The organism is Dactylosporangium sp. NPDC049140 (assembly GCF_040648435.1).
On the sequence record NZ_JBEZDS010000005.1, the window covers coordinates 223,086 to 236,454 of the forward strand.

Here is a 13,369-nt window from a genome sequence, read left to right on the forward strand (position 1 = left end):
CCTTCGTTCGCGATCACCAGCCCCGCCCCGCGCGTCCGCGGCGAGGCAGACGCTACCCAGTTCGCTGCCGATTGAGGAGTACCTGGCAGGATCGTTCCGAGCGGCCCGCACGACGCTTTTGACGGTGTTTGCGCATTTGGCGAGGTTGATGGTACTGCCTGATGACCGTCATATCTACACCGCGCGATTGACCGTTCTACGTTCGGCAACCAACCGTACGAATTCATTCACGCAATCGTTCACCGTCACTCGCCGGAAGCAGCAGGGTGACCGCCAGGCCGGCGGTCAGCACGGCCACGGACCATGCTCCCCCGAGGGCCCAGGCGGCGAACAGCAACAGGGCCGAAAGCTCGGTGGCGAGGGCCGCAACCGACGTGACCGTGGCCCGGGCCGCCCCGTCGATGACGGCCTGCAGGCGCGCGTCGGCGATGACGAGCACCAGCCGGTACAACCCGTAGAACACGGCCACGAGGACGATCCCGGCCGGGCGGTCGAGCGCGGCCGCCGCGGCGAGGGCCAGCCCGGCGGCGAGCATGAGCCCCGCGAGGCCCCACCCCGCGAACCGCCCGGCCTTCGCGGCGAGGGCGGCGCCCGCGGCCCCGCCGACGGTGATCACGAGCGTGGCGGCCGGGTTGAGCGCGGTGGGCACGCCCCAGCCGTGCACGAGCAGCGGGAAGTACTCCTCCACGGCGTCCAGGCCCGCGAGCGCGGCGAGCACGAGCGCCGCGGTGCGCACGGCCGGGCGCCCGGCCGCCTCGCGCACGCCGTCGCGCAGGGTGGCGAAGTACCCGGGGCCGTCGTCGTCCTCCTCGTTGCCGCCGCCGGGGGCCGCGCGGACCTCGGGCAGACGGGCGGCGAGGGCGGCGGCGAGGCAGACGGCGACGCTGACCCAGCCGACGAGCGGGTACCCGCCGAGCGGGAAGAGGAGGGCGGCGGCGATGGCCGCGGGGATCTGCGCGACCAGCCCGGCCGCGGTGACCTGGCCGGAGACGCGCACGTAGCGGTGTTCGTGCCCGGCGGCGCGCAGCCCGTCGTAGAGCAGCGCCTCGACGGCGCCGCTGGCCAGGGCCCCGCCGAGGCCCCAGAGCACGAACCCGGCGGCGAAGACCGCGAAGGAGGGCAGCGCCGTCCACAGCGCGAACCCGGCCGCCTGCAGCAGTCCCGCCGCGACGAGGTTGGCGCGGCGGGAGAACCGGTCGGCGAGGGCCCCGGTGGGCACCTCGGCGACGATCCCGACGGTGGACCAGAGCGCGAACAGCAGCGAGATCTCGCCGCCGGACAGGCCGGTGTCGGTGAACAGCAGGGCGTACAGCGGATAGAGCGGCACGGCGTCGGACAGCAGCGCCCAGCCGACCCCGCGGCGGCTCAGGCGGCGGACATCGGCGGGCAGCGGTTCAGGGGCGCGGCGTCAACCGAACGGCATGGGGGCACGCTACTTGATCGCGGCCAGGAACGCGTCCGCAATTGGGGCGGCGTCGGCGCTCGTGCCGTCGGTGACGTAGACGCAGTACGCGACCCCGTCGCGCACGCCCAGGCCCAGGTTGGGCGCGGCGAGCGTGCCGGTGACCTTCGCCCCCGGCTGGACCTTGGCGTCCTTGATGAGCACCGGCTCCTGCCACGTGCCGCGGGACAGCGCCGCGGCGGCCGCGGCCCAGCCCAGCGGCGAGGCGGCGACGCCGCTCGCCTCGGTGCGGCCGGTGAACGCGTCCGCGCCGGGATTCCACTTGCCGCCGACGCCGAGGGCGGCCGCGTCCCCGGGCCACGCCGGGCCGAGCACCTCGCCAAGGAAGGCGAGGTTGTACCCCGCGGGGCCCGGGCCGTTCGCGGCGGCGAGCACGGTCCCGTCGCTGACCCGGATCGCGACCAGCGCCGAGGGCTTCGCGGTGCCGGCGAGGGCGGCGTCGGCGGCCTGCTGCACCTTCACGTCGATCGTCGTGGCGATGACCGCGCCGTCCTGGGCCGGCAGCGTGAACAGCGCCGGGCCCGCCTCCTTGTCGATCGGCACCACGGAGACTCCCGGGAGGCCGCGCAGCTGGGTGTCGTACCGTCGCTGCAGCCCGGTCAGGCCGGAGACGTCACCGGCCTTGAGCGCCCCGTTGCTCGCGTCGATGATCTCCTTGGTCGCCGGCCCGGAGGTGCCGAGCAGCGCCCGGGCGAACGTGCGGGTCATCGGCAGCGAGAGGGTGCCGGCGCGCACCCGCACCCCGGGCGTCGCGTTCAGGTCGACGGCGATCTCGTCGAAGTCGGTCTTGCGCAGCGTCACCAGGTCGACGAACGCGTCGGGCTTGGCCGCCTGGAGCTTCGCGGGCAGCCCCTGCACGTCGACGTCGGCCTGCACCGAGCGGAACACCGAGTCCAGGTGCTGCACCAGGTCGGGCACGTTCGGCACGGCCCGCGGCTCGACGCCGACGTAGACGACGGGCGTCTCGGCGACGATCGGGGTGCCGTCGGCGGCGGCGATCTTCCCGCGCTTGGCCGGGGTCGAGCGCAGCGCCAGGTGCTGGCCGTCCTCCAGCCCGGGGTGGACGGTGGCGGGGCCGAAGTACACCTGCCAGCGCTTGCCGAGCATCCGCGCGTGCACGGCGGTGTCGTAGGTCCAGGTGCGCCCGTCCGGAAGCGTCCAGGCGACGCCTACCGACTGGGTCGCGTCGGCCGCCTGGATCTTCGCCTTGCCGTGCGGGGCCAGGGCCGGGCGGCGAGCCGACAGGTCGCCCTCGGTGCCGGCGAGCAGTTCCTTGGCCGCCGCCGCGTCCAGGGCGCGGCCCTGCGGGGTCAGCAGGTCGGGGAAGCCGGTGAAGTCGGCCTTGCGCCAGCCGGCGAGGAAGGCCGTGAACCGGTCGTTCACGGCCTTGTCCGCGTCGTCGTCACAACCGGCCGCCAGGGGCGCGACCAGGGTCAGCGCGCCGAGCAGCAGCAGTATCCCCCGAAGCCTCGTCACGCGCCGACGATAACCCTCCTTATGCCGACAAGCGCGACACGGACCGCATCTTGTTCATTGCGTCAAGCGCGGCAACCTTGTAGGACTCCGCGAGCGTCGGGTAGTTGAAGACCGCGTCCACCAGGTAGTCCACGGTCCCGCCGCAGCCCATCACCGTCTGTCCGATGTGGACGAGCTCGGTGGCCCCGGTGCCGAAGACGTGCACGCCGAGGATGCTGCGGTCCTCGGGCGAGACGATGAGCTTCAGCATGCCGTACGAGTCGCCGATGATCTGGCCGCGGGCCAGCTCGCGGTACCGCGAGATGCCCACCTCGAACGGGATGCTGGCGTCGGTGAGGTCGTCCTCGGTGCGCCCGACGAAGCTGATCTCCGGGATGGTGTAGATGCCGATCGGCTGGAGCTGGTGCATGCCCCGCACCGGCTCGTCGCAGGCGTGGTGCGCGGCCAGGCGGCCCTGCTCCATCGAGGTCGAGGCGAGCGCCGGGAAGCCGATGATGTCCCCGACCGCGTAGATGTGCGGGACCTCGGTGCGGAAGTGCTCGTCGACGGTGATCCGCCCGCGCGCGTCGGCGGCCAGCCCGGCCTTGTCCAGCCCGAGCAGGTCGGCGGCGCCCTGGCGCCCGGCCGAGTACATGACCGTGTCGGCCGCGATGCGCTTGCCGCTGGCCAGCACCGCGACCGCGGTGCGCCCGTGCCGCTCGACGGCGGCCACGGACTCCCGAAAACGGAATGAAACCGACAAATCGCGCAGATGGTACTTCAGCGCCTCGACGATCTCCAGGTCGCAGAAGTCGAGCATCCGCTCCCGCCGCTCGACCACTGTCACTTTGGTGCCCAGCGCCGCGAACATGGAGGCGTACTCGATGCCGATGACCCCGGCCCCGACCACCACCATCGAGTGCGGCACCTTGTCGAGGTTGAGGATGCCGTCGGAGTCGATGATCGTCACGTCGTCGAAGTCGACACTGTCCGGCCGCGCGGGCCGCGTCCCCGCCGCAATAATGATCTTGTCCGCGGTCACGTGCGACTCACGACCCTGGTCGTCCTCGAGCGCGATCGTGTGCGCGTCGGTGAAGCGGCCCGTGCCCTGCAGCAGCCGCACCCGGTTGCGGGCGAGCTGGCTGCGGATAACCTCGATCTCGCGGCCGATGACGTGCGTGGTGCGCGCGCCCAGGTCGCCGACGGTGATGTCCTCCTTGACGCGGTAGCTCTGGCCGTACATCTCGCGCTGGTTGAGGCCGGTCAGGTACAGCACCGCCTCGCGCAGCGTCTTGCTCGGAATGGTGCCCGTGTTGATGCAGACCCCGCCGATCATGTTCCGCCGTTCCACGACGGCAACGCGGCGGTCGAGCTTGGCCGCGGCGATGGCGGCCTTCTGGCCACCCGGCCCGGAGCCGAGCACGAGGACATCGAAGTCGTACATGGTCCACAGTCTCCCCGGCGTGTCCAGGACCGTAAAGGCGCGTCCGGCTATGGTCGTCCGCGTGAAACGTCTTCTTCAGGCCGTGGCCACACGACTGGGTGTACGCCGCCCCGCGCCCAGCACCCCGGCCCCCCGCCCGCGCACGCGCACCCCGCACCCGGTGCCCGGCCCGCCGCCGCAGCGCCACGAGACGCAGAAGCTGCTCGAGTACTCCCCCAACCTGGACGGCGACGCCGACCCGGGCGAGGTCGTCTGGACCTGGGTCGCCTACGAGGAGGACCCGAACCAGGGCAAGGACCGCCCGGTGCTGGTCATCGGCCGCCAGGGGGCGTCGGTGCTGGGCCTGATGCTGTCGAGCCAGTCGGAGCGCGACGGCCAGCGCAACTGGTTCGCCCTGGGCCCCGGCTCGTGGGACCGCGACGAGCGCCCGAGCTGGGTGCGCCTGGACCGCGTCCTGACCGTGGACGCCGACGGCATCCGCCGCGAGGGCGCCGTCCTGGACCGCGCCCGCTTCGACCGAATCGCGGCGCAGCTGCGCGCGAACTACGGCTGGTCGTAGCCCCGGCTTCATAGTTTCGCGGACGCAAGCCGGCATTCTCCGCGCATTCAGCGCATTGACGGACCCGCGCGATCCCGAAACCGATTTGCCAGCCCCCCGTCCAAGTAAGAAGGGCACCTAGGACTGCGTAACCGCCATAGGCAACATCCGCCCCAGCTCCTCACGCATAGCCGAAGCCGCCGTATCGAAGTCCTCCGCCCTGGTCTCCACACCCCGCCGGGTGACCACACGCCAGGTCCCGTCGGACGACGAGGAGAGAGTCGCCCGAGCCGGCTGAATGCCCCGCTCGAACTCCGTAGCGCTGGACGCCGTGAACGTGGCCGGCGCCGGCCGGTGCCGGTGCAGGAAGCGGTCGGCGACGGCCAGGAGCGGCTCCCGCACGTCCGTGTCGGCGGCGATCGGGGTGATGTCGTAGCAGCGGTACGCGCGGACCGCGACCAGCACCCGGATGCGCTCGGCGTCCAGCAGCACCGCGCCGTCCGCGTGGTCGTCCGCGGTCAGGCCGACCTGGACGAAGCCGCGCGGCCGGTGCAGGCCGGCCGCGACCGCGGCGACCGCCGGGGCCAGCTCCAGGCTGCTGCCGCTGCCCTCGACCGGCGCGGCCAGGTGGCGCAGCAGCAGCGAGCCGACGCCGGCGCTGAGTACGGCGTCGGTGCGGTCGGCGTCGGTGAGGCCCGGCAGGCGCGGGGTCTGACCCTGCCGGTCGCCGCTGGCCAGCAGGAATGACAGCTCGGCGGCGGTCATGCTGAGCTGCTCGGTGGGGGTCCCGTCCATGGCGTCCTCAATCCCGTCGCGCGCCTGTCGGTGGGTCGAAAGTCTCAACGGTTGCGGCGCCTGACGGTCACGCCTCCGTCGCGCTTTGCTGCCGATGCGGCCAACCGACACGCGTTGGTTTCAAATCTGGCGTGCGATCGCGGAGGGTGGCGGCGGGGGCGGTAACATGCCGCGTGTCCGACGGGAGAGGGACCTCGATTGACGCAGCGTGACAGGCCATGGGGGCGGAGATGACCGACGGCATCGCGACCGGCACCGTCGGTGGGTGCGTGGTGGTCACGCCGGCCGGGGCGCTCGACGTCGCCACCTCGCCGGAGCTGCACGCGCTGCTGCACCAGACCCTCGACGACGGCCAGACGCGGCTGGTGCTCGACCTGTCGAAGGTCGACTTCATCGACTCGACGGCGCTGCGGGTGCTGGTGTCGATCCACAAGCGGCTGCGCGAGAGCGGCGGCTTCGCGGTGGTGTGCCCGCATGCGCGCATCCGGCGCATCTTCGACCTGACCGCGCTCGACCGGGTCCTGACACTTACCGACACGGTCGACGAGGCCCTGGTCGCACTGGGAGAAACCCCCCGGTAGGACTCAGCCGGTCCGGGGGTGGCGGATGCCCGGGTGCTCCGGAGGCAGCGAACGGCGCAGCACCCACCAGCTCACCGCCAGGCACGCGGCGACCAGCGGCCAGGTCAGCACCGTCTGCGCCGCGGCCAGCCACAGCACGGCCCCGGCCAGGTAGAGCGGGATGAACACGGCCAGGCGGACGAGGTACTGCAGCACCCACACCCAGCTGGCGCGCTGATAGGCCCGCAGCAGGTCGGGGTCGGCCCGCCACCGGGTCTTCTGCCCGAGCACCGTGCCGACCACCACGCCGAGCAGCGGCCAGCGGACCAGGATGCTCGCCGCCCAGGCGAGCGCGGACACGGCGTTGGTCAGCACCCGGACGCCGAAGAAGTCCTCGGCCCGCCCGGTCCGCAGCGCCACCAGGGCACCGGCGCAGACCACCAGGAGGCTCAGGACGGTGCCGACCGGCCGCCGGCGCTCCGCGAGCCGCCATCCGGCGACGGCCGCCCCGGCCAGCACCGCGACGCCCGCGCCCCAGGGGATCGAGTGCCCGCCGGCCAGCCACCCGGCCGCGAACGCGAGCAGCGGCACCGCGGTCTCCACGGCCGAGTGCCAGCCGCCCAACAGGTCGGCGAGCGTCTCCCCCGCGACCTGTTCACTCTCGCGCGCCATCGGTCCCCCGCCTCGCCCGCCACCCACAGAACGAAGGTAAGCCTGCCCTACCGGGCGCGGGCGAGGCAAGGGAACGTATCTCAGCCGTGACTCACGGTCAGCGCGTAGAACTTGACCTTCGCGCCGTTCGTGGTGCTGTCCGACGAGGACTGGTTGTACGAGCCGGCCTTGAAGTACATGCCGTACTGGTTGAACGACGACGGGATCGCATAGCTCGTCGTGCTGCCGTTGACCGTCAGCTTGATCGTGTTGCCGCCGGAGACCGCGATCACGTAGCTCCACTGCACGCCGAGCGGCACGTTGCCCACCGTGTGCAGCGTCTGGCCGCCGTCCGGGGAGTTCTCGGTGCCCAGGACGATGTCGCCGTTGGGCCGGTAGTACAGCTCCAGCAGCGGCTTCGTCGAGGTTCCGCCGGTGCCGAGGTGGATCTGCCCGACGCACACGTTCTTGGTCACCGAGGGGATGCGCAGCGTCGCGGAGAGCTTGTGCGAGCCCGCGAGCCGCCAGTCGGCCGCGCTGCCGTCGGCGTTCATCTCGCGCAGCTCGGAGCGCGCGTAGTTGGAGTTCGGGGTGGTCACGCCCTTCTCCGGGGCCCAGAAGGTCATCGAGCCGTCGGTCTTGTCGGTGAAGAAGTACGCCGGGTTGACGTACCCGTTCGCCCCCTTCAGCTGCGAGGGCGGGATCTGGGTCGGCGAGCCGGGGCTGCCCGTCGGCAGCTGCAGCTGCCAGATCGACAGGTCGAAGTTCCCGCCCGGCGCCACGTTCGGGTTGAGGCCCGCCGACGGCGTGGTCGGGGTGGTGGTGCCGCCGGGCAGCGTCCACGCCTGGTTCGCCGCGCCCGTGCAGGTCCAGATCTGCAGGCGGGTACCGTTCGCGGAGCTCTGGCCGGTCGCGTCGAGGCACTTGCCCGAACCCGTGTTGACCAGCGCCGGGCCGCTGGCCGTCCACTGCTGGGCCGCGCTGCCGTTGCAGTCGTAGAGCTGGATCTTGGCCCCGTTGGCGGTCCCGGCCGCCGTCACGTCGAGGCACTTGCCGAGCGCCCGGATGCTGTTGTCGGCGTTGCCGGCGGTCCAGCTCTGGGCGGTGGTGCCGTTGCAGTCGTACAGCTGGATCGCGGCCCCGTTGGCCGTGCTCGCGGCGGCCACGTCGACGCATTTGCCGCCGAGCCCGGTGATCGGCCCGGCGGTCGCCGCCGTGGCCGCGGTGACCCCGAGGACGCCGAGCGTTCCGGCGACCGCGGCGGCGGTGAACCCGATGAGAATCTTGGAACGGCGCTTCATGGGCGGTCCTTGCCTGTTGCTAATTGGCAGAGTGGCTGCCAATAAACGCCTCCATCGATGTCTTGTCAACCGTCCGCGGTCGCTTTAAGGCCGTTTTCACAGGTCGTTAAGGTTCGCGGCGCGGCAGCGGGCCCGGGTCGACGAGCGCCTCGGCGTCGTCGCCGGCGATGTCCTGGCGCAGCTGGTCGAGCCGCCCGAGCAGCGACACCGAGTCGAGCGCGGCCAGCGCGGTCGGGAACACGGTGAACACGCGCTCGGCCGCGGCGATGAGCTCCGCCCGCAGCGGCCCGTCGTCGACCTCCTGGCCGTCGAGACGCCGCCCGAGCAGCACGCCCACCCGGTCGAGCAGCGCCCGCAGCGTGTCGCGGTCCAGGGCCGGGACCGGCCCGGGCCGGTCGTAGAGCCGGTCGGCGGCCAGCGCGACGGCCCGCACCTGCAGGGTGATGCGCACGAGCCAGAGCTGCTCCCGGCGGACCTGGTCGACGTCGCGGCGCAGCCGGCGCGTGAACAGGTTGAGCAGCGTGATCTCCTCCACCCCGGCGACCGTGGCGGCCGCCTCCGCGCCGGCCTCGTTGAGCTTGCGCGACTTCGGGACCCAGTCGTGGCGTTCGCCGGGCTCGAGCAGCGCCGGCGCGTCCGCGCGGGTGCCCAGCTCGTCGGCGATCCCGCGCAGCACCCCCACGCAGGCGTACCCCCACGAGTGCAGGGTCTCGCGGATGTGCGCGATGCGGGGCCGCTCGGGCACCACGACCGCGATGGTGAGGCCCACCACGGAGCCGATGGCCACATCGATGAAGCGCCACTGGCCGTAGCCCCTGGCCACCGGCGCCAGCAGCAGCACCACGAGGGTGGCGATGGTGAGCTGGTTGCGGGCGAGGGGTGTGTTCGTGATGTGCCGGGCGACCGCGAGCGCGGCGAACACGGCCAGCGCCAGCGACCACCAGGTGAGCCCGAGCAGCTGCGTCCACGCGCTGGCCAGCGCGGTGCCGACGAGGTTGGCGAAGAGCAGCTGCACGCCGGTGGCGATCGAGCCGTACACGCTGGCCTGCAGCGTCAGCACCGCCACGACGGGCGCGAAGATGACGGCCACGTTGTCGCCGAGCTGCCGGGCCAGCATCCACGCGATCGTCGCCGCCGCGGTGGTCTTGGCGATGGTGAGCCAGCTCGGCTTGCTCTGCGGCACGCTGGCGAGCAGCGTCCCGAGGGGCTCGGTCACGACTTCGTGCGGTCTGCGCGCCACACCTCGATCCTCTCAAAACGTGACGCCCGTGCCGCGGGGAAGCGGTCAAGCGCACGCGCGGGTTAAGGTCCAAGCCGTGCGGAACTACGACCACCCCAACCTCTTCAACTTCCGCGATCTCGGCGGCTACGCGACGGCCGACGGGCGGGTCACCCGCTGGCGGCGGCTCTTCCGGTCCGACTCGCTGAGCCGGATCGACCCGGCCGACGCCGCCTCGTTCACCGCGCTCGGCGTGCGGACCGTCATCGACCTGCGCCGCCCGCGGGAGGTCGAGCGCGACGGCCGGGTGCACGCGTTCCACGGGCTGACCTACCACCACCTGCACCCGGTACACGCGGAGTGGGAGGAGGCGACCGACGCCGCCGAGACCAGCGACGCCCGCTGGCTGGCCAACCGCTACCTGGACCTCGCCGAGCACGGCCACGCCGCGATCACGGCCGCGGTCGAGGTCATCGCCGACGCCGACAACGCGCCGGTCGTCGTGCACTGCGTCGCCGGCAAGGACCGCACCGGGGTGGTGTCGGCGGTGACGCTCGGGGCGCTCGGCGTGCCCGACGACGTGATCGCCGAGGACTACGCACTGACCCAGGGCGCGACCGAGCGCAGCATGCAGTTCCTGCGCCGGCTCAACCCCGAGGTGGCCAAGATGCCCACGCGGTGGCTGGACTCCCCGGCCGAGACCATGCAGCTGTTCCTGGCCGACCTGCGGGAGCGGCACGGCTCCGTCCGCGCGTACCTCGCGCTGCCCGACGCCACCTACGCCCGCCTCGAGGAGCACCTGCTCGAGCGGCCGGCCTGACCCGGCCCGTCGGCTGTTCGGTTGATTCCCGTCCGCACGAGAAGTTGACATAGTGCCCCTCGCAATATTCGCGGGGGAGGCAACGATGAAGCGGATCGCGCTGCTGGCGTGCGCCGTGGCGCTGGTCGCCGCGGCCGCCGGCTGTGGCCCGGCCCAGGCCGGCGACGGCGACCTGGTCGACGACTGGGCGATGCTCGCGGCGGCGAAGGTCCCCGAGCCCGCGGCCGGCGCATGCTGGACGACGACGGCGACGAACGTCGGGGACCTGGGCGACGTCGTGCTCAGCCAGCAGCCGTGCGACATGGACCACGTCGTGGAGACGGTCAGCGTCGGGCACTTCACCGGCGACGCGGCCAAGGGCTCGAGCCGGCCCAAGGGCGCGGCGCTGGCCGCGGCCTGGACGGACTGCGACAAGGCGGTCGGCGACTACCTGGGCGGCGAGTGGCAGTCCGCGCGCGTGTTCGTGGTCGTCAACCCGCCGAGCGACCGGCAGTGGGACGGCGGCGCGCGGTTCTACCGCTGCGACATCGGCGCCCTGCGCTCGGAGGCGGGCACGCTCGAGCCGCGCAAGGCCACCATGAAGGGCGCGGTCGCCGGCGACCTCAAGCTGGGCTGCGGCACGCTGGTCGGCACCACCCAGAACAGCTGGGACGACATCACGCCGGCGTCGTGCACGGACCCGCACGACGCGGAGTACGTCGGCACGGTGTCGAGTCCGGTCAAGGAGTACCCGGCCGACGAGAAGGCGTACGACGCGGCGTTCGGCAAGTCGTGCGAGACCAAGATGCTGTCCTACATCGGCATGAGCCACACGAGCTGGGGATCGCAGAAGGCGCTCTACTACGGGTACTGGATGACCGGCGACGAGGACGAGTGGGCCGCGGGCAACCACAGCGCCCGGTGCTACGCGATGATCGACAAGAAGAAGATCAACCGTTCGCTCAAGGGCGCCGGGGACGGCCAGGTGTAGCGGAACTCCCCCGGGACCGGTTATGTTGGAGGAGATGTGATCACCAGACCTTCCCGCGCCCGCGCCTGAGGACCCCATGTGCCCGGCGGGCGGAAGCGTCTACCTGACGGTGGTCCGCCTTGTCTCGACAGCCCCTGATCGCCCATGACCTCGTACGCACCTACGGCACCCGCCGCGTGCTCGACGGCGTCTCCCTCACCGCCGCGCCCGGCCGCCGCATCGGCCTGATCGGCGAGAACGGCACCGGCAAGTCGACGCTGCTGCGGCTGCTGGCCGGGGCCGAGGAGCCCGACGGCGGCACCGTCACGCGCCCGGCCGACCTCGGCCACCTGCACCAGGAGATGCCGTTCGACCCGGCCGCGACCGTGGCCGACGTCGTCGCCGACGCGGTCCGCGAGGCCCGCGAATGCCTGGCCGCCATGGATGCCGCGCTCGCCGCCGGCGGCCTCGACGACTACGCCGGGCTGCTGGAGCGGGCCCAGGAGATCGACGCCTGGGACGCCGACCGGCGGGCCGGGATCGTCCTGGACGGGCTGGGGCTTTCGGCGGTACCGCACGATCGGAGCCTCTCCACCCTCTCCGGCGGGCAGCGCGGACGCCTCGCGCTCGCGGCCCTGCTCGTGCGGCGCCCGGCCGCGCTGCTGCTGGACGAGCCGACGAACCACCTCGACGACGCCGCCGCCGCGTTCCTGGAGGAGCAGCTGCGGGGCCTGCCGGGCGCGGTCGTCCTCGCCAGCCACGACCGGGCGTTCCTCGACGCGGTCTGCACCGACCTGGTCGACCTCGACCCGGCCGTCGACGGCCCGGTGCGCTACGGCGGCGGGTACTCGGCCTACGTGGCCGAGCGCCACGCCGAGCGGGAGCGCTGGGAGCGCCGCTTCGCCGAGGAGCAGGAGGAGCTCGGCGACCTGCGGCGCGCCGTCTCCGTGACCGCGCACCAGGTCGCCCACAACCGGCCCAAGCGCGACAACGAGAAGATGAACTTCGGCCGCACCACCGGCCGCGTCGAGGGCCAGATCTCCCGCCGCGTCCGCAACGCGACCCGCCGGCTGGACACGCTCACCCGCGAGCAGGTCCGCAAGCCCCCGCCGCCGCTGCGCTTCCGCGCCCGGGCCCTCGCCACCGAGGCCGAGGGGCTGCTGGTGGCGCTGCGCGACGTGCACGTGCCGGGCCGGCTGACCCTCGACCGGCTCGACATCCCGGCCGGCGACCGGCTCCTCGTCACCGGCGCCAACGGCACCGGCAAGTCGACGCTGCTCGCGGTCCTCGCCGGGCGGCTCCCGTCCGCGGGCGTGCAACGGCGGCCGGGCCTGCGCGTCGGGATGCTCGCGCAGGACACGGCCTTCGACCGCCCGGACCGCACGGCGCTGGCCACCTACCGGGCGGCGCTCGGGGAGGAGCGGGCGGAGGCGGTACCGCTGCGCAGCCTCGGCCTGCTCGCCCCGCGCGACGCCGCGCGGCCGGTCGGCGAGCTGTCCGTGGGCCAGCGCCGCCGGCTCGACCTGGCCCTGCTGATCGCGGACCCGCCCGACCTGCTGCTGCTCGACGAGCCGACCAACCACCTTTCCCCCGCGCTCTGCGACGAGCTCGAGGAGGCGCTCGCCACCGGCCCGGGCGCGTTCGTGGTCGCCAGCCACGACCGCTGGCTGCGTTCGCGCTGGGCGGGCCGGGCGCGGCAACTAGGCTGAGCCGCGATGGTGGCGATCGACACGGTGTACGCGCGGCTGCGCGGCGCCCCGGACGGCGTCGGATACCTCCTGTCCGTCCTGTGGCGGCTCGACCCGGAACCGCCCGCGGACCCGGCCCCGGCGCGGCTGCAGCGCGACGTGGCCGAGATCGTCGTGGACATCGCGGTGCACTGGCCGCAGCGCGCGATGTTCGCGGGCGTGCGGCTCCTGGAACGCCAGGGGCAGGTGCGGCTGGAGCACGACGACACCTACGTCCGGGCGATGGTCTCGGCCCTGGGCGACCGCGGCGACCCGCAGCCGCGGCGGGCCGCGATCCGCGCCGACGAGGAGCTGCGCACCGCGCTGCTGTGGCGCGTCTTCGAGGTCGAGGGCGGCCGTCGGCTCCAGCAGGTCCACGCGCTCGGCGACCCGCGAGGCGGCCGCGTGGCTCGACCCGGCGGCCTCCACTGTGGACTCGCGGCCGGCC

Annotated in this window: 12 protein-coding genes; 5 read left to right on the forward strand and 7 right to left on the reverse strand. The window is 73.0% G+C overall.

All coding sequences use genetic code 11. The features are described 5' to 3' along the window. Positions 1-223 precede the first annotated feature (223 nt). The 3 genes from AB0B76_RS11645 to sthA form a co-directional block, all read right to left on the reverse strand. Positions 224-1,327 (reverse strand): MFS transporter, encoded by a 1,104-nt coding sequence (locus tag AB0B76_RS11645; RefSeq protein ID WP_360373329.1) that lies wholly within the window; start codon positions 1,325-1,327, stop codon positions 224-226. 105 nt (positions 1,328-1,432) lie between these two features. Further along, positions 1,433-2,938 (reverse strand): NTF2-like N-terminal transpeptidase domain-containing protein, encoded by a 1,506-nt coding sequence (locus tag AB0B76_RS11650; RefSeq protein ID WP_360373332.1) that lies wholly within the window; start codon positions 2,936-2,938, stop codon positions 1,433-1,435. A gap of 19 nt (positions 2,939-2,957) precedes the next feature. Then, positions 2,958-4,361 carry a Si-specific NAD(P)(+) transhydrogenase gene (sthA, locus tag AB0B76_RS11655; RefSeq protein WP_360373335.1) on the reverse strand — a complete coding sequence of 468 codons (1,404 nt, stop codon included), beginning with the start codon at positions 4,359-4,361 and terminating at the stop codon, positions 2,958-2,960. Between the two features lie 61 nt (positions 4,362-4,422). Between sthA and AB0B76_RS11660 the strand changes: the two genes are divergently transcribed. After that, entirely contained in the window at positions 4,423-4,920 is a 498-nt protein-coding gene (locus tag AB0B76_RS11660; protein ID WP_360373338.1) for a type II toxin-antitoxin system PemK/MazF family toxin, read from the forward strand. 117 nt (positions 4,921-5,037) lie between these two features. Here AB0B76_RS11660 and AB0B76_RS11665 read toward each other — a convergent pair whose 3' ends face one another. Next, positions 5,038-5,694: a hypothetical protein gene (locus AB0B76_RS11665; protein ID WP_360373341.1), complete on the reverse strand. Its 657-nt coding sequence runs from the start codon at positions 5,692-5,694 to the stop codon at positions 5,038-5,040. Between the two features lie 230 nt (positions 5,695-5,924). On the opposite strand from AB0B76_RS11665, the gene AB0B76_RS11670 reads away from it, so the two are divergent. Beyond that, the gene (locus tag AB0B76_RS11670; RefSeq protein ID WP_360373344.1) at positions 5,925-6,275 is read left to right on the forward strand and encodes an STAS domain-containing protein; all 351 of its coding nucleotides are present in this window, start codon (positions 5,925-5,927) and stop codon (positions 6,273-6,275) included. Positions 6,276-6,278: 3 nt separating this feature from the next. Here AB0B76_RS11670 and AB0B76_RS11675 read toward each other — a convergent pair whose 3' ends face one another. The 3 genes from AB0B76_RS11675 to AB0B76_RS11685 all read right to left on the reverse strand — a co-directional run bounded on the left by AB0B76_RS11675 (position 6,279) and on the right by AB0B76_RS11685 (position 9,446). Then, positions 6,279-6,926, reverse strand: a complete 648-nt coding sequence (locus AB0B76_RS11675; protein WP_360373347.1) for a DUF3159 domain-containing protein — start codon at positions 6,924-6,926, stop codon at positions 6,279-6,281. A gap of 80 nt (positions 6,927-7,006) precedes the next feature. Beyond that, positions 7,007-8,206, reverse strand: coding sequence for a polysaccharide lyase family 7 protein (locus tag AB0B76_RS11680; RefSeq protein ID WP_360373350.1), 1,200 nt, complete (start codon positions 8,204-8,206; stop codon positions 7,007-7,009). 106 nt (positions 8,207-8,312) lie between these two features. Beyond that, positions 8,313-9,446: an aromatic acid exporter family protein gene (locus AB0B76_RS11685; protein ID WP_360373353.1), complete on the reverse strand. Its 1,134-nt coding sequence runs from the start codon at positions 9,444-9,446 to the stop codon at positions 8,313-8,315. A 76-nt stretch (positions 9,447-9,522) separates the two neighbouring features. Between AB0B76_RS11685 and AB0B76_RS11690 the strand changes: the two genes are divergently transcribed. The 3 genes from AB0B76_RS11690 to AB0B76_RS11700 all read left to right on the forward strand — a co-directional run bounded on the left by AB0B76_RS11690 (position 9,523) and on the right by AB0B76_RS11700 (position 12,903). Further along, a complete protein-coding gene (locus tag AB0B76_RS11690) occupies positions 9,523-10,245 on the forward strand; it encodes a tyrosine-protein phosphatase (RefSeq protein WP_360373356.1) in 723 nt (240 codons plus the stop codon). Between the two features lie 85 nt (positions 10,246-10,330). Beyond that, positions 10,331-11,215, forward strand: coding sequence for a septum formation family protein (locus AB0B76_RS11695; protein ID WP_360373359.1), 885 nt, complete (start codon positions 10,331-10,333; stop codon positions 11,213-11,215). A 119-nt stretch (positions 11,216-11,334) separates the two neighbouring features. Then, the gene (locus tag AB0B76_RS11700; RefSeq protein WP_360373362.1) at positions 11,335-12,903 is read left to right on the forward strand and encodes an ABC-F family ATP-binding cassette domain-containing protein; all 1,569 of its coding nucleotides are present in this window, start codon (positions 11,335-11,337) and stop codon (positions 12,901-12,903) included. The last annotated feature ends 466 nt before the right edge of the window (positions 12,904-13,369 follow it).